Source organism: Saccharopolyspora sp. NPDC000359 (assembly GCF_040300525.1).
Classification (GTDB): Bacteria; Actinomycetota; Actinomycetes; order Mycobacteriales; family Pseudonocardiaceae; genus Saccharopolyspora.
On record NZ_JBEPDU010000034.1, the window covers coordinates 43,870 to 59,542 of the forward strand.

At 70.3% G+C, this 15,673-nt stretch carries 13 protein-coding genes; 8 read left to right on the top strand and 5 right to left on the bottom strand.

Annotated elements, in window-relative coordinates:
- Positions 1-127: 127 nt before the first annotated feature.
- Together ABT324_RS21490 and ABT324_RS21495 are read left to right on the top strand one after the other, a co-directional pair.
- A complete protein-coding gene (locus ABT324_RS21490; RefSeq protein WP_351180285.1) occupies positions 128-919 on the top strand; it encodes a GH25 family lysozyme in 792 nt (263 codons plus the stop codon).
- Between the two features lie 110 nt (positions 920-1,029).
- Positions 1,030-2,172 (top strand): hypothetical protein, encoded by a 1,143-nt coding sequence (locus ABT324_RS21495; protein WP_351180288.1) that lies wholly within the window; start codon positions 1,030-1,032, stop codon positions 2,170-2,172.
- Here the strand turns inward: ABT324_RS21495 and ABT324_RS21500 are convergent.
- Positions 2,127-3,209 (bottom strand): CopD family protein, encoded by a 1,083-nt coding sequence (locus tag ABT324_RS21500; RefSeq protein ID WP_351180291.1) that lies wholly within the window; start codon positions 3,207-3,209, stop codon positions 2,127-2,129. The two genes, ABT324_RS21495 and ABT324_RS21500, sit on opposite strands and share 46 nt — an antisense overlap.
- A 944-nt stretch (positions 3,210-4,153) precedes the next feature.
- Here ABT324_RS21500 and ABT324_RS21505 point away from each other — a divergent pair.
- The 4 genes from ABT324_RS21505 to ABT324_RS21520 are packed head-to-tail and all read left to right on the top strand — an operon-like array spanning position 4,154 to position 8,420.
- A complete protein-coding gene (locus tag ABT324_RS21505) occupies positions 4,154-5,095 on the top strand; it encodes a DMT family protein (protein ID WP_351180294.1) in 942 nt (313 codons plus the stop codon).
- The gene (locus ABT324_RS21510; protein WP_351180297.1) at positions 5,092-6,321 is read left to right on the top strand and encodes a glycosyltransferase; all 1,230 of its coding nucleotides are present in this window, start codon (positions 5,092-5,094) and stop codon (positions 6,319-6,321) included. Before ABT324_RS21505 ends, ABT324_RS21510 begins: the two co-directional genes overlap by 4 nt.
- Before the next feature lie 6 nt (positions 6,322-6,327).
- Positions 6,328-7,281: an alpha/beta fold hydrolase gene (locus ABT324_RS21515; RefSeq protein ID WP_351180300.1), complete on the top strand. Its 954-nt coding sequence runs from the start codon at positions 6,328-6,330 to the stop codon at positions 7,279-7,281.
- Entirely contained in the window at positions 7,278-8,420 is a 1,143-nt protein-coding gene (locus tag ABT324_RS21520; protein WP_351180303.1) for a glycosyltransferase family 4 protein, read from the top strand. The genes ABT324_RS21515 and ABT324_RS21520 overlap by 4 nt, the downstream gene beginning before the upstream one ends.
- Before the next feature lie 95 nt (positions 8,421-8,515).
- Here the strand turns inward: ABT324_RS21520 and ABT324_RS21525 are convergent, their stop codons facing one another.
- The gene (locus ABT324_RS21525) at positions 8,516-8,938 is read right to left on the bottom strand and encodes a peptidase inhibitor family I36 protein (protein WP_351180306.1); all 423 of its coding nucleotides are present in this window, start codon (positions 8,936-8,938) and stop codon (positions 8,516-8,518) included.
- Positions 8,939-9,129: 191 nt separating this feature from the next.
- Here ABT324_RS21525 and ABT324_RS21530 point away from each other — a divergent pair, with 191 nt between their 5' ends.
- A complete protein-coding gene (locus tag ABT324_RS21530) occupies positions 9,130-9,420 on the top strand; it encodes a YrhK family protein (RefSeq protein ID WP_351180309.1) in 291 nt (96 codons plus the stop codon).
- A gap of 27 nt (positions 9,421-9,447) precedes the next feature.
- On the opposite strand, the gene ABT324_RS21535 is transcribed toward ABT324_RS21530, so the two are convergent.
- From ABT324_RS21535 to ABT324_RS21545, 3 genes are all read right to left on the bottom strand, one after another.
- The gene (locus ABT324_RS21535) at positions 9,448-9,804 is read right to left on the bottom strand and encodes an SH3 domain-containing protein (protein ID WP_351180312.1); all 357 of its coding nucleotides are present in this window, start codon (positions 9,802-9,804) and stop codon (positions 9,448-9,450) included.
- A gap of 291 nt (positions 9,805-10,095) precedes the next feature.
- A complete protein-coding gene (locus tag ABT324_RS21540) occupies positions 10,096-11,691 on the bottom strand; it encodes a monocarboxylic acid transporter (RefSeq protein WP_351180314.1) in 1,596 nt (531 codons plus the stop codon).
- Positions 11,688-12,215 (bottom strand): DUF485 domain-containing protein, encoded by a 528-nt coding sequence (locus ABT324_RS21545; RefSeq protein WP_351180317.1) that lies wholly within the window; start codon positions 12,213-12,215, stop codon positions 11,688-11,690. The genes ABT324_RS21540 and ABT324_RS21545 overlap by 4 nt, the downstream gene beginning before the upstream one ends.
- A 606-nt stretch (positions 12,216-12,821) precedes the next feature.
- Between ABT324_RS21545 and ABT324_RS21550 the strand changes: the two genes are divergently transcribed.
- Positions 12,822-15,662: a nitrate- and nitrite sensing domain-containing protein gene (locus ABT324_RS21550; RefSeq protein ID WP_351180320.1), complete on the top strand. Its 2,841-nt coding sequence runs from the start codon at positions 12,822-12,824 to the stop codon at positions 15,660-15,662.
- The last annotated feature ends 11 nt before the right edge of the window (positions 15,663-15,673 follow it).

The window sequence follows — 15,673 nt, forward strand, 5'->3', positions numbered from 1 at the left end:
ATTCGGAGGCTCTCGATTTGAGATGCCCCGATCGGGTGGTTCTCTTGACCTGAACGGCGGGACTGCGGGTTCCGGCGACTTCGATATCTTGGGGCCCCGCAGCAGGCCGAGCTCAGGGGGTCCGATCATGGCCGAACGCATTCCCGGCATTGATGTGGCGCGATATCAGGGGGAACCGGACTGGGGCGCGGTTCGCGGCGCCGGATACGTCTTCAGCTACATCAAGGCGACCGAGGGCGTCGGGTACGTCAGCCCGACGCTGGACGCCCAGCTGGCCGGGGCCCGCGGCGCGGGCGTGGTCACCGGGCTCTACCACTTCGCCCGACCGGACACGAACACCCCGCAGCAGGACGCGGCGGACTTCGCCGCCCAGCTGGCGCGGTTGGACTCCAGCGCGGCCGGGAACCTGCCGCCGTGCCTGGACATCGAGACCGACGCGCCGGACCTCGGCGCCTGGGTGAAGGGCTTCATCGACGCCATCCGCGGGCACACCGGCCGCCACGAGGTCGTCGTGTACGCCTCGTCGTCGTGGTTCCAGGACAAGCTCGCAACCGACACCTGGGTGGACCCCGGGGTGTTCCTGTGGGTGGCGCACTACGGCCGCCCGCCGGGCGAGCCTGGCTACCTGACCGACCGCGTGGTGGTGCACCAGCACGCGTCCGACGGGCAGGTGCCGGGCATCGGCGGCAACACCGACCTGAACGTCTCGATGGTGCCGCTGGAGGTGCTCACCGGGGCTGGCGCGCCGCCCCCGCCGCCACCTCCGCCGAAGGAGGAGACCTACGTGGTTCAGCCGGGCGACACGCTGTCGGAGATCGGCGCGCGGCTCGGCGTGGACTGGCGGGAGATCGCGCGGGTCAACGGGATCGCCAACCCGGACCTGATCTACGTCGGCCAGGTGCTGAAGATCCCGCGCTGATCGCAGCGGGTTCACCAAAACGTTACTGGCTGGTACGCCGATGACCGGCTCCGCTGATCGAATCCGCACTACCGTCGTCGCGTGGACGTCGCGAAGCGGAGGTGAACGCGATGGCGGGGACGACGGCGGAGCTGGTCCGCGGCCACTGGACGCGCGGCGAGCCGGGCCGGGACGCGCCCCGGCAGCTCGTGGTCGCGCTCTACCGCTGGTGGGTCCTCGCGATGGTCTTCAAGATCGCGGGCGCGACCTGGGACATCTGCTGGCACTTCAAGTGGCTGCGCGACGACCTCGCGCCGCCACACCTGATCAACACCGTCGGCACGGTGATCGTGGTGGGGCTGGTGGTCTTCCACACCTACACCGGGATCGGCGCCGACCGCGCCACGCTGCGCTGGATGCAGTGGGGGCTCGGCATCTTCCTGGTCGCCGCCCCGCTGGACGTGATCAACCACCGGGTCAACGGCCTGGACATCACCGCGTGGAGCCCGTCGCACGCGCTGCTCTACATCGGCACCGGGTTCATGAGCATCGGCCTGATCCGCGGCTGGGCGCAGCACGGTCGCGGCGACCGGTACGCCCACCCGATCACCTGCTTCCTGTGGTTCACGGTGGTGGACAACTTCCTGTTCCTGAACCAGCACCAGGAGTACGGCGTGCTGGGGCTGGCCGCCTGGGACCGCGGCACGCCCTACGCCGAGGACATCCTGCTGCAGTTCGCCGCCGACGACCTGGGGCGGCCGCTGGACCGGATCGCCGTCGAGCACTTCACGCTGCCGGTGCCGGACTGGGTCTACCCGTCGTGGGCGGTGCTCACCGGCCTCGGGACCCTGGTGCTGGCGCGGCGGCTGGTCGGCACCAGGTGGACCGCGACCACCATCGCCGCCGGTTACCTGGCGTTCCGCTGCGTGGCCTGGGGGCTGCTGGCCGCCGCTGACTTCCCGATCTCGACCGTGCCGTTCTTCCTGCTGGCAGGGGCGGTGGCGATCGACCTGTCGTTCCAGCTCGCGGCGCGGATCCGGCCGCTGGTCGGTGCGGTGGCGGTGACCGCCGTGTCCTACGCGGCGCTGTCGCTGCAGCAGACCTACCTGGCCGCGCCGCCCTCGGACTACTGGTCGGCGGCGTACGTGGTGGTGCTGTTCGCCGGGCTGTGGTGGTTCCTGCAGTTCCTGCTGGACAGCGGAGCTTGGCAGCGGCTCGTCCCGCGGGGTCAGATGACGACCGGAGCGCGGGAGAGCACCACGCCCAGCCCGTAGGCCACACCCATCACCGCGACCTCGGCGGCTGCCCAGCCCAGGAGCGCGGTGTGCTGGTGGCGGGCGATGAGCGGCAGCAGGCGGAAGCGCATCTGCGCCGCCACCGCGCCCAACACCACCAGGCAGACCGCCTTCGCCACGATGATCTGGCCGTAACCGGTGGTGACCAGGCCGAGCAGACCGACGTTCGGCGTGATGAGCAGCGTCATCAGGCCGTTGAACAGGCCTGAGGCACCGACCACGACGAACGCGGTGGTGGCGAGCTTGGAGAAGCGCGGCAGCGCTTCGGCCAGCAACCCGCGGCGCGGCGCGACGAACACCGCGACCGCAGCCAGCCCGCCGGTCCACATCGCCGCACCGATCACGTGCAGCTCCATCGAGATCATGCTGAAGTCGTGGTACCGCCAGTCCGTGGCGTGCCCGGTCAGCGGGATCGGCAGCAGGCCGAGCAGGGCGACGATGGTGCGCAGCTCGGCGGGCACCGACTCGCCGAACCGGATGGCCAGCAGTCCCAGCGCGGCGCAGGCCAGACCCGCTCCAGCGCTGGCGAGCAGACCCGGACCGGCCGGGACGTTCGCGACGTAGTCGACGATCAGCTGGAAGGTCACCGCGCGGTCCGGGCTGAGCTCCGCGGCCTGCAGGACCAGGGACACCAGGGCGGCGAGCATCCACACCAGCGCGGTGATCACGGTGATCCGCCGGGCCAGCGCCATGATCGGTTCGGTCTGCTTCGGTCGGTCGAAGCCCAGCAGCTTCGGCAGCATGCTCAGGCCGACCGTGGCCAGCGCGGCCAGGTCGAGCACAACCCGCGCGGCGGGCAGGCCGAAGCGCACCAGCGACGGTGGGTCGGGCAGGCCGGGGATGGTGCCCACCGCGGTGTAGGCGGTGGTGATCAGGGCGGTCAGCAGGGCGGCGTCGACCAGGGCGAGCACCACGGCGGTCTTCGCGCCGGTCGTGCCGCGCTTCCCGGCGCCGCTGGGGCGATCCGGTTCCGCGTGTCGTTTCGACCGGGCGACGGCATCAGAATCGGCGGCCACGATTGCATCGTCTCACCCGGCCGGGCGGCGATTCCCGAGTGGCACCGAAGTAGATCACTGGTCGTGACTGAACTGTTTCGGTGCGCGAGTTCACCGATCCTGGCGTGATGTTGGCGATGTGTAGTCTCGGTCACCGCTCGCGAGCTGAACAGTTGATCTTCGAAAAGGGTGATTGCCCAGTTCGCGGGGTGTTTTCACGGCTGCTCCGGATTCACCGGGATTGTCGGGGCGGCAATCCCGGCGGACATCCGGACCAGATGGGTTGTGTTGCTGACAGGGTCCTCAGCATCGTTGTTCTAGAGTCGAGCACGTGTATCCGGCGGCCAGCGCAGAAGCGCACGCGGAGGGCGCGCCCGGCGCAGCTCGACCGTGCGCGGGCGCAGCGGTTCCGGACCCCGCGCTGTTCTTCCCGCTCGATTCGTCGGGCCGTCGGCTTTCGTTCACCGGCACGGTTCACGCTTATTCGGCCGGTGTTTCACGCAGCGCCGCAATGGCGTTTCGCAGCGCATCGGCGAGTGCGCGGGTCAGGGTCAGCACGGAGATCCCCGGAGGTGCTCAGGGTCACGGATGGAGATCGCGTTCCACCTGGTCAGCGGCGCGTGGTGGGTCGTTCGCCGGGTGCATCGGCCCCGCGGCGCGCCCGGTTCCGCGAAATGCGAGCCTGGACCGTCTCAGGGAAATTGGGGGACCGACCCCGGATGTGAGTCGGACCCGCGAAGCGCGAGATTGATCGGTGTGGACGGACAGCGAAGGCGGGAACCGCCTGGGGTGGATCCCGACGCGGGCAGCAGGCCGCCGCGGTGGACGCCGCGAGCCTCGACAGCGGGACGTGACATGGGTCGCCGACTAGGGTGTTCGGTAGTCGAACGTTCCCGCAGACTGCTGAAGAGGACTGACCCGGTCGTGCAGCCCTACCTGAATCCGGCGACTGGGCGTGGTTCGAGATGACTGCGCTCGCGGTGTTGCTCGCCGCACTGGGGGCTCTCGGGAACGCGGTCGGGGCGCGGATGCAGCACGCCGCGGTCCACGACACGATGGATGGCTCCGGCCTGGGCCTGCGGGTCCAGTCGAAGCTCGTCCGCAACCCGCGCTGGTTGGTCGGCCTCGCCTCGCTCGGCACCGGCGCGGTGCTGCACGCCTGCGCGCTCGGCCTCGCCCCGCTCAGCGTGGTCCAGCCGATCGGCGTGCTGGCGCTGCCGATCACCGTGCTGCTGAACGCCCGCCAGCAGGGCACTCAGGTCCGCGACCTGAACCCCAACGTCCTGCTCGCGGTGACCGCGGCCACCGGCGGCGTCGCCGCGTTCGTCTTCCTCGCCGCTGGCAGCGCGACCGCCACCCCGGTGGCCGGGGACGTCCAGCTGACGGCCACCCAGTTGGTCGCCGCCGCCGTCCTGGCGGTGGGCGTGCTGGCCGTGTTGACCCGGTCGAAGGTGCGCTGCATCCTCTTCGCCGCCGGGTGCGCGATCGCCTACGGGTACGTGTCGCTGCTGATGCGTGCTGTCGCGCAGCAGCTCGGCACCACCGACCTGCTGGACATCAACCCCCTCCCCCTGCTCGGCATCGCCGTGGCGATGGTCGTGGGCGGCTGGCTGCTGCAGCACGGCTACGCCAGCGGCCCGCCCGACCTCGTGGTGGCCTGCCTGACCGTGATCGACCCGATCGTCGCGGTCGGCCTGGGCATCGGCCTGCTCGGCGAGGCCGACCAGGTCAGCGCTGGGACCGCCACCGGCCAGGCCCTCTGCGCGGTGGTGGCCTGCATCGGGGTGTTCGCGCTCGCGCGCTACCACCCCGACACCCAGGAGCGGCGCGAGCCCGCTCCGGTGACCGGCAGTAGTGATCTTGCCGGACCGAGTTCGACAGATCGTCCTGACGGGAGTTCCTCTTGACTTCGCAACCGGACAGCCGACCGCTGCGGATCGTGGTCGGTGCGACCACCTACCCGCCCCACGTGAACGGTGCGGCGAACTTCGGGCACCGGTTGGCGACCGGGCTTTCCGCACGCGGCCACGACGTGCACGTCGTCTGCCACTCCTCCGACCGCACCGAGCACCTCGAGGTCGAGGACGGGGTGACGGTGCACCGCGTGCCCTCCTACGGCTCGCCGTTCCACCCGTCGATCCGCGGCATCATGCCGTGGCAGGCCCGCCGCGCCGACGAGCTGCTGGCCGACATCCAGCCCGACGTCGTGCACGTGCAGTCGCACTTCTTCATCTGCCGAGGGTTGATCAACTCCGCCCAGCAGCGCGACCTGCCGCTGGTGGCCACCAACCACTTCATGCCGGAGAACATCTTCGGTTACATCAAGGTTCCGCAGGTGCTGCAGGACGCGGCCGGCCGCCTGCTGTGGCGCAACCTGATCAAGCACTACAGCAAGGCGCAGTTGGTCACCGCGCCGACTCCCCGCGCCGTCCAGCTGCTGCAGGACAACGGGTTCGCCGACGTGGCGCTCCCGGTCTCCTGCGGGATCGACGTCGAGCGGTACCGGCGGCCCGCCGAGCGCTACCGTGCGCAGAACCCGGACCCGGAGACCCGGACCGTGCTCTTCGTCGGGCGCCTCGACGAGGAGAAGCACATCGACGACCTGCTCCGCGCGATGTCGCTGCTGCGCACCAAGGCCCCGACCCGACTGGAGATCGTCGGCAACGGAAGCCGCCGCGCCGCCTTCGAGCAGCTCGCCGCGGAGCTCGGAGTCGCCGACCGGGTGCAGTTCCACGGCTACCTCAGCGAGGAGGAGCTGCTGGCGGCCTACGCCCGCGCCGACCTGTTCTGCATGCCCAGCATCGCCGAGCTGCAGAGCCTGGCCACCATGGAGGCCATGTCGGCGGGCACCCCGGTCGTGCTGGCCAACGCCATGGCGCTGCCGCACCTCGTGCAGCCGGGCGGGAACGGTTGGCTCTACCCGCCGCGCGACGTGCACGCGCTGGCCCGTGCCATCGACGACGTGCTGGTCGACCGCGCCACCATCGACCGGATGGGCAAGGCCAGCGAGCGGCTGGTCTCCCGGCACGACATCGACGAGGTCCTCGGCCGGTTCGAGTCGATCTACCACCACGTGATCGACCCGGCGGGTGCCGTCGAGCTCGACGAGATCCGCGCCGAGCTGGCGAGCTGAGCCGCCGTGGTCACCCCGGAACTCCACCCCGTCGAGCGGGCGGTGCGGATCAGCGGCGCTGACCTGCACTACTGGACCTACCGCGACGACCTCGCCGGTGCCGACCCCCGGGTCGCGACCGGTCCCGGCGCGCCGGACGGACCTGGCGCGGCGGACGGGCCGGTTGGCCCGGTCGGCGCTGACACGGTGCTGATGGTGCACGGGCTGCGCGGCACGCACCACGGCTTGGAGCTCATCGCCGCGGGCCTGCCCGACCACCGGGTGGTCATCCCCGACCTGCCCGGGTTCGGCGACTCCGGACCGATGACCGGGCAGCGCCACGACGTCGTCGGCTACGCGAAGGTGATCAGCGAGCTGATCGAGCAGCTCGGCGGTCGCCAGCGGCCGCTGGTGTTGCTGGGCCACTCGTTCGGCTCGATCATCGCGGCCCGGGTGGCCGCCACCGCGCCCGAGCTCGTCCGCAAGCTGGTGTTGATCAACCCGATCGCCACCCCCGCGCTGCGCGGGCCGCGCGTGCTGCTGTCCGGGTTGACCTCCGCCTACTACACGCTGGGCAAGCGGTTGCCGCTCCGGGCCGGGCACTCGCTGCTGAGCAACCGCTGGGTGGTGCTGGCGGCGAGCCGGGCGATGACCCGGACCAAGGACAAGCAGCTGCGCGAGTTCATCGACACCAACCACCTGCGCTACTTCAGCCGGTTCCACAGCCCCGCCCTGGTCAGCGAGACCTTCGACGCGTCGACGGCGCACACCGTCGCCGAGCACGCCGACGACATCCACCTGCCGACGCTGCTGATCGCCGGGGAATCCGACGAGATCGCACCGCTGGCGGGCCAGCAGGCCCTCGCCGCCCGGATGTCCAACGCCGAGCTCGTGGTGATCCCGGACGTCGGGCACCTGGTGCACTACGAGACACCGGGTCCGGCGGCCGAAGCGGTCCAGCGCTTCCTGGGAACGCCATGAGCAGCGCGGGCAGGGGACAGGTGGGCACCGCCGAGCAGCGTGCCGACGAGACCGGGACGATGAAGATCGTGGTCGACGCACGCTGGACGCGCACCGATCAGCACGACGGGATCAGCCGCTACGGGGCGAGCCTGATCGAAGCATTGCATCACCTCCATCCGGTGACGATGTTGATCCACGACGAGCGGCAGCTGCGGTTGCTGCCGGAAGATGTTCCGCACCTGAAGGTCAACAGCCCGTTTTCACCTCGCGAGCTGTGGCTCTCGCGCACGCTGAACCGGCTCGGTGCCGACGTGGTGTTCAGCCCGCTGCAGGTGATCGGGGGGTTCCGCCGCGAGTACCGGCTGGTCCTCACGCTGCACGACCTGATCTACTACCGGCACCCGGAGCCCCCGGGGTTCCTGCCGCTGCCGGTCCGCATCGCGTGGCGGCTGTACCACAAGGCGTTCTGGCCGCAGCGCGTGATGCTGAACCGCGCCGACGCGGTGGTCACGGTCAGCGAGACGACGCGGAAGCTCATCGCCGAGCACCGGCTCACCCGGCGCCCGGTCACGGTCGTCCACAATGCACCGTCACCGCTGCCCGGAGGCGAGCCGGACGCGACCGCGGCGGACGAGGGCGGTCCTCGGGAACTCGTGTACATGGGTTCGTTCATGCCGTACAAGAACGTGGAAACCCTGATCTCGGGCATGGCCCTCCTTCCTGGGTACCGGCTGCACCTGGTCAGCCGGATCGCGCCGCAGCGGGAAGCGGAGCTGCGGGCGCAGCTGCCGCCGGGCGCGGACGTGGTCTTCTGGCGGGGTATCGGTGAGGGCGACTACCAGCGGCTGCTCGGTCGGGCCAGCGCGCTGGTCACCGCTTCACGGGACGAGGGGTTCGGACTGCCGATCATCGAGGCGATGAACGCGGGGACGCCGGTGGTCTGCAGCGACCTGGAGATCTTCCACGAGGTCACCGGTGGCTGCGCGGAGTTCTTCGACCCCGGGTCGTCGAAGGACTTCGCCGCCGCGGTGCGCCGGGTGGAGGACGCCAGCGCGCGCGAGGAGCTGGTCGCCGCGGCTCGGGGCCAGGCGGCGAAGTTCACCTGGAACAACTCCGCCCAGCGGCTCCTCGGGCTGATGCGGGACCTGGTCCGCTGAACGGCTGCGGGTTCAGGACTGCGGTACCTGGTGAGGCATCGGGGTTGCCCCACCAGGAGGGTGTCGGGGCCCGCACCGCGTGCTGAACCGCTCCCTCAGTGCGACCAGACCTTGATGGCCCGGACCACGAACGTCGACTGCGGCGCGTGTGCCCCGGGTGGGTAGGTCGCGAAGTCGGCGTGGGTGTCGCAGTGCGGGTCCTGGTACGCGGTGACCTGGTGACCGGTGTTGTTCACAAAGGACAGTGCCTCACCCTCGTGCTCCAGCGCGACGCAGCGCTCCATCTCGAAGGTGGAGGTGTGGATGCTGACGTCGTGCCGCTGCCCGGCGTGGTCCTGCTCGGTCCACACGCAGAAGTTCCCCTCGGGACAAGGGTTTTCCGGCGGTGCCGCAGCGCGCGCGTTGGTGGCACCGAGCAGCACGGTGGCCACCGCGAGCAGTGCGGCGAGGGCCACGCGCACGCCCCAGGACGAGCGCGCGCCGAGCCGGTTCGGGGCGGTGGTGCTGGAAGCGGACATGCGAATTTCCTTCCTTGCTGGGAGAATCAGGGGTTCGCGGCCGGATTCGGCCTGCTGGGACCAAGATTCCCGAAGTCCCCACCGGAATGCCAGCAGATTTGCTGGATACACCCCGACCGGGTGGACTTCGCCGGCTGGCGGGCTCCGGCGGCGGGACTGCGGGATCGGCGCCCGGAGCCGACAATCGGAGGATGAGCGATCCCGCCGAGTCGAACCAGTGGGTGTTGCGGATCGGCCACGAGGAGCTGGTGGTCCGGCAGCGCTACGAGGTGCTCAGCATCGGCAACGACTTCCTCATCGCGCTCTGGTTCATCATCGGCAGCCTGCTGTTCTTCCAGGAGTCCACCGCGACCGCGGGCACCTGGTTGTTCCTGCTCGGCAGCTGCGAGCTGGCGGTCCGCCCGGCGATCCGGCTGACCCGGTACGTGCACCTGCGGCGACTGCGCCCGCCGGGGCTGCGCGGCTGCGACCAGGACTTCTGACCGGCGCCGACGGGCCGCGGCGCGGGATCAGAGGTAGCAGGCGCTGACGAAACCGCTGACCGAGGTGCGCCGATTCGTGATTTCGAACCATTCGGAATTGCTCGACCCATCCGCGCAGCGAATGGCTTCCCCCGGCACCGAACCGCGGACCGAGACCCGGTCGCCGGGGGCGCCGGAGCCGCGCGCGTCTGCGGCCGTGCTGGGTGCCGAGCGGATCAGCACACCGGGCTCGGAGAAGTCTTTGGACCGCGTCTGATCAGCGGTTTTGGCCAGCGCGTCCGTGATTCCCGCAGCGATGGTGCCCAGGTGCGCGCCCAGTCCGGACAGCGGCAGCGCGGCGGCGACGAACGCGCTCAGCAGCGCATTGCGGATGGCGGTGCGCATTGTGTCCCCCCACTTCGCCCGCCGGATCGCCCCATTCCCCCTGCTGTTGCGGCAGCGATCTCTTCGGCGGATCGACCTCCATTTTATGGACAATTCCGGGGCGGGGGCAGTATCCGATTGGGTAGAGCGAATTCGTGCGCGCAGGCCGGGCGGCCGGTGACGGTCCGCGACGGCGTCAGACCGCCGGGCGCCACCTGTGGGGGAGTGGCGGGCGCGCTCGACGCGGTGCGTGCCGGAAGCGGCGGAGGCCCCCGGGACAGCTTGTCCCAGGGGCCTCCGGCGGGGTGCGCGTCAGCTGAGCCGCGAGCCGATCCCGGTCAGCGACCGGACCTCCATCTCCGCCCGGCGCTCCTCGTCCACCTCGTCGCGGCCGCCCAGGAAGGTGCCGATGATGCCGCAGATGAACGAGATCGGGATGGACACGATGCCCGGGTTCTTCAGCGGGAAGAACGCGAAGTCCACGCTCGGCAGGATCGAGTCCGGGGAGCCCGAGACCACCGGGGAGAAGATCACCAGCAGCAGGCAGGACGACAGGCCGCCGTAGATGCCCCACAGCGTGCCGCGGGTGTTGAACCGCTTCCAGAACAGCGAGTACAGCAGCGTGGACAGGTTCGCCGAGGCGGCGAAGGCGAACGCCAGGCCGACCAGGAAGGCGATGTTTTGGCCGTTGACCAGGATGCCGCCCAGGATCGACGCCCCGCCGATCACCAGCGCGGTCATCCGGGCCACCTTCACCACGTCGTCGGAGTCGACGTCACCGCGGCGGATCACGTTGGCGTAGATGTCGTGCGCGAAGGACGCCGATGCGGTCAGCGTCAGCCCGGCCACCACGGCCAGGATGGTCGCGAAGGCGACCGCGGCGACGATGCCCAGCAGCACGGTGCCGCCGATGCGGTAGGCCAGCAGCGGCGCCGCCGAGTTCTCCGCGCCCGGCGCGTTCTGGATGGCCTCGGTGCCCACCAGCGCGGCCGCGCCGTAGCCGATGATCAGCGTGCAGATGTAGAACGCGGCGACCACCCAGATCGCCCACGCCACCGAGCGGCGGGCCTCGCGGGCGTTGGGCACGGTGTAGAACCGCATCAGCACGTGCGGCAGGCCGCCGACGCCCAGCACCAGCGCCAGGGACAGCGACACGAAGTCCAGCTGGGTCAGCTCCGACTTCCCGTACTGGACGCCCGGGGCGAAGATCTCCCGGCCGTTCGGGTTGTTCTCCGCGGCCCCCAGCAGCAGGTCGGTCATGCTGTAGCCGAACTTGCCGAGCAGGAAGATCGTGATCAGGGCCACGCACAGCAGCAGCATCGCGGCCTTGATGATCTGCACCCAGGTGGTGCCCTTCATGCCGCCGACCAGCACGTAGACCATCATCACCAGGCCGACCACGGCGATCACCAGCGCCTGGCCGAACGTGCTGTGCACGTCCAGCAGCAGCGCGACCAGACCGCCCGCACCGGCCATCTGGGCGATCATGTAGATGATCGTGATGGCCAGCGTGGAGGCGGCGGCCGCCGCGCGCACCGGGCGTTGCTTCATTCGGAAGCTGAGCACGTCGCCCATGGTGAAGCGGCCGGTGTTGCGCATCCGCTCGGCGACCAGCAGCAGGTTGATCAGCCAGGCGACCAGGAAGCCGATGGAGTACAGGAAGCCGTCGTAGCCGTAGACCGCGATGGCCCCGGCGATGCCGAGGAAGGACGCCGCGGAGAGGTAGTCCCCGGACAGCGCGATGCCGTTCTGCGCGCCGCTGAACGAACTGCCCGCGACGAAGTAGTCGCTGGAGCTGCCACGGCTGCTCACCCGGTACACGATGAACAGCGTGATCAGCACGAACGCCGCGAAGACGGAGGTGTTGATGATCGCGTTGTCGGCGGGCATCAGCTGCTGGTCGTTCATCGCTGGAGATCTCCCGCGTCCTGTCGGATCTCGTCGACCTTCGGGTCGATGCGGCGGCGGGCGAACCGCAGGTAGAGCGTGGTCAGCCCGACCGTGGTGACGAACTGGGCGACACCCAGGACCAGGCCCACGTTGATCTCGCCGATCAGCGGGCGGGCCATGAATTCCCGGGCGTAGGCGGCGACCGCGACGTAGCCGAGGTACCAGATGAGGAAAAACGCGGTCGCCGGGAAAACGAACCATTTCAGGCGTCGACGCAGCGCGCGGAATTCCGGGCTCTGCTCGATAGCGGTGAAATCAGGGCGGTCCTGGGTCGTGCGAACCGCGCTCTTGTCGATTCCGCCGAAGGCCGACCGCGGATTTCCGGGCTGGTCACCTGGGCTGCCGCGCAGCGCGGATTGCGTTGCGTTGCTCATGCATCCTTCCTGGGACTTCGCGGTGGGCCCGCCGGGCGCGCGCGGGCCGGCGGAGGCGGGGAATTCTAACCACTTCCCGCGCTGGATCGACAGTGTGGTGATCGCCACGCGGTCCGTTGATTTCCAGCATCTCAGGTGCTGGTCGGTGGTCGTCGGCGGGTCGCCCGCTAACCATGGTTACTGTCTGGTACTGCCAGGTCAGCGGCCCGAAATGACGGGTTGTCGCGGATCGACCTGGCCTTTCGCCCGTGGGTGCGGAGCGGCGTCGGCCGCGTGCTGGGCTGAACGAGTGAAAACGGTGGCGCATGTTCGCCGACTTTGACCACTCGGCGTGACAACCCCTGATTGCCGTAGTCGAATGGGAAAAAGCCCCCGGTGCTATCCCGTCACCTGGGGCTTATAGTGCTTGGGCATCGAAAGACAGCGGCTTGACGGGAAAGGTAACGGTTCGGTACCGGTGTCACGAATACGCCGGCCGGAGATGCTAATGGTGACGCTGAGTGCCACCGGAGCCCCATCGGTACAGCGCGGTACCGCATGGCGTTTCCTGTCGCCCGGAGCCCCCCGTCCGCAGCTGGATTTCACCCCCGACCGCCCAGACGACGATTGCGGGACCGCACGCATGCGCCGTTCGCCCACCCAATGTTCGCCCGAGAGGCTCCGAACCGTGACTGACCAGCGCGGAGTCCTGAGCTCGACGCCAGGAGGGCGCTCGTGAGCGAGGGGAAGTTCGGGCGGCTCCGCAGCGCCGTCGTCCAGTGGCGCAACTGGTCGCTGCCGCTCAAGCTCGGCGCCGTCGTCCTGGTGCCGGTCATCTTCGCGATCACGCTCGGCATCGGGCAGATCCGCTGGCAGGTCGACCGGGCCGCGGAGTTCGGCCGCGTCGCGGACGTGCTCGACGCGGTGGACCGGATCGAACCGCTGGTCGACGGGTTGCAGCGGGAGCGCAACAGCGCCGTCGAGTTCCTGGTCGGGGACGGCGACGTCGCCGCCGTCGAGCAGGAGAGCGCCGTCGTGCAGCGCTCGGCCGACGCGCTCGACGGGCTCGTCACCTCCTCCGACGACTTCGGGCCGATCGTCGCGGACCGCTACCGCGAGCTCCTGCCCAAGCTCGACGGGCTCGCCGGGCTGCGCCAGCAGGTGCAGGACGAGCAGCTGGACGCGGACCAGGCCATCGGCGCCTACAGCGACGTGATCGGCTCGGTGATGTCGCTGAACCGCGCGCTGACCGGCAGCGTCGCCGACCGGAGCCTGTCCAGCACGGCGTTCGCGATGCAGGACATGCTGGCCCTGATCGAAGAGGTCCGGCTGCAGCAGGTCTGGGTGCTGACCGGCCTGAGCGAGGGCAGCCTCTCCGCGAAGGCGCTGGACAACCTGCAGGGCTCGCACGCGCGCCTGCTCGGCAAGATCGCCGACGCCCGCTCCACGGTCGGCGCGCGCTGGGTGAACCGGCTGGACGACACGCTGGTCACCCAGCCGATCGTCGAGCGGAACCGGATGCTCGCCCTGCTGCTGGAGGAGAGCACCGACAACATCTACACCGGCGGCTACTCGGTCTCCCGCGACGAGTGGAACAGCGGCAGCGACGCCTCGGTCCAGACGATCAACGGCGGCCGCGACGAGCTCGCCGACGAGGTGCGGTCGATCGCGGCCCAGCTGGAGGACGAGGCCAGCGACACCGCGGGCTGGGACTCGGTGCTGCTGCTGTCAGCGCTGATCGTCGCTGCCGCGATCATCATCGTGATCGCCCGCCAGCTGCTCAGCTCGCTGCGCGAGCTGCGCACCAGCGCGCTCGACGCCGCCGACTACGAGCTGCCCGCGGCGGTCGAGGCGATCCGGCGGGGCAAGCGCGCCGACGCCGCGGTCAGCCCGGTCCCGGTGGACACCACCGACGAGGTCGGGCAGGTGGCCCGCGCCTTCGACGAGGTCAACGAGCAGGCGCTGCGGCTCGCGGTCGAGCAGGCCGACCTGCGGCGCGGCTACAACGACATGTTCGTCAGCGTGTCCCGGCGCAGCCAGAGCCTGCTGGAGCGGCAGCTGCGGCTGTTCGAGGAGCTGGAGCAGGACGAGGAGGACCCCGACCAGCTCGCCCGGTTGTTCCAGCTGGACCACCTGGCCACCCGGATGCGCCGCAACAACGAGAACCTGATGGTGCTCTCCGGCCAGGACCTGGCGCGGCGGTTCGGCCAGCCCACCGACCTGGCCGACGTGCTGCGGGCCGCGGTCTCCGAGATCGAGCAGTACCCGCGCGTGGTGGTGCAGCCGCCGCCCGCGGTGAAGCTGCGCGGTCACACCGCCAGCGACCTGGTGCGCCTGGTCGCCGAGCTGCTCGACAACGCCGCCAACTTCTCCGCCCCCGACACCACGGTGACGGTCTCCAGCTACCAGGCCGGGGACGGCACGGTGGTGCTCGACGTCCTCGACCAGGGCATCGGCATGGGCGATGCGGAGCTGGCGCAGGCCAACGAGCGGTTGGCCGCGGTCGACGAGGACGACCTCGCCACCTCCCGGCGGATGGGCCTTTTCGTGGCCGGTCGGCTGGCGGTGCGGCACGGCGTCGGCGTCGAACTGCACGGCGGTCCGGACGTGGAGGGCGTCCGCGCGACCGTCATGATCCCGGCCGAGCACGTGGTGTCGGTCGAATCCGGGCCGGTGCTGCCCGCCGCACCGCAGCCCAGCCGCCGCAACGGCCACGCGCACACCGAGCTGCCGACGTCCGGTGAGCTGCCGCGTCGGACCCCGGCGCAGAATTCGCCCTGGCAGGAGCCGGGGTCGTCGAGCCTGTTCGAATCGCACACCCCGGAACCGGAGGAGTCCCCGACGGCGCACCTGTTCGACGCGCCGCTGGACATCCCGCAGCAACCGCGGGCGATTCCCGGCGATTTCGACTGGCCAGGCGCCGAACCGCCCGCCGACCGGCCGGAGGAGGAGTCGCCCATCTTCGAGGAAGTCTCCACCCAGTGGTTCCAACCAGCGAGTGAGAACGCGTTCCTGAAGGCGCAGTCCGACACCGGCGAGTTCAGCTGGCCCGGCTCGGAGGACGAGGCGGACGGCTTCCCCCGGGAACCGGAACCGCCTGCCGCGCCCCCGGAGCCCCCGCCGGTCACCGAGGCCGGGCTGCCGCGCCGCACCCCGCGCGGAGCGGCCGAACCGGAGGCCACGCCCTCCCGGAGCGCGGAGGACATCAGCCGTCGGCTGGCCCAGAACGGGGTCCAGTTCGGGGGATCCACGGACTCCCGGCTCAACCCGGTCGAACCCGTCCAGCCGGAACCGGAGTCGTGGACCTCGCAGGGGGTCGACGACGCGTGGAACTTCGCCGCCGACAAGGCGCGCGAAGCGGCCGAGGCCGCGGCCAACCCGCAGCCCAGCTCGTTCACGCAGGCAGGACTGCCGCGCCGCACCCCGAAGGCCCACCTGGTCCCGGGTAGCGTGGCGAATTCCGAGCCGACCAGCACCGGGACGTTCCAGCGCGACGCGGACCGGCTCCGCGGTCGGCTGGCCGACTTCCAGAGCGGTGCCAGCCGCGGTCGGCACCGAGCAACCGACGAGGATTGACATGGTGTCCG

Excerpts from the sequence above, each read along its gene's own strand:
- ABT324_RS21490 (WP_351180285.1), top strand. The coding sequence starts at position 128 with ATGGCCGAACGCATTCCCGGCATTGATGTGGCGCGATATCAGGGGGAA.
- ABT324_RS21495 (WP_351180288.1), top strand. The coding sequence starts at position 1,030 with ATGGCGGGGACGACGGCGGAGCTGGTCCGCGGCCACTGGACGCGCGGC.
- ABT324_RS21505 (WP_351180294.1), top strand. The coding sequence starts at position 4,154 with ATGACTGCGCTCGCGGTGTTGCTCGCCGCACTGGGGGCTCTCGGGAAC.
- ABT324_RS21520 (WP_351180303.1), top strand. The coding sequence starts at position 7,278 with ATGAGCAGCGCGGGCAGGGGACAGGTGGGCACCGCCGAGCAGCGTGCC.
- ABT324_RS21525 (WP_351180306.1), bottom strand. The coding sequence starts at position 8,938 with ATGTCCGCTTCCAGCACCACCGCCCCGAACCGGCTCGGCGCGCGCTCG.
- ABT324_RS21530 (WP_351180309.1), top strand. The coding sequence starts at position 9,130 with ATGAGCGATCCCGCCGAGTCGAACCAGTGGGTGTTGCGGATCGGCCAC.
- ABT324_RS21535 (WP_351180312.1), bottom strand. The coding sequence starts at position 9,804 with ATGCGCACCGCCATCCGCAATGCGCTGCTGAGCGCGTTCGTCGCCGCC.
- ABT324_RS21540 (WP_351180314.1), bottom strand. The coding sequence starts at position 11,691 with ATGAACGACCAGCAGCTGATGCCCGCCGACAACGCGATCATCAACACC.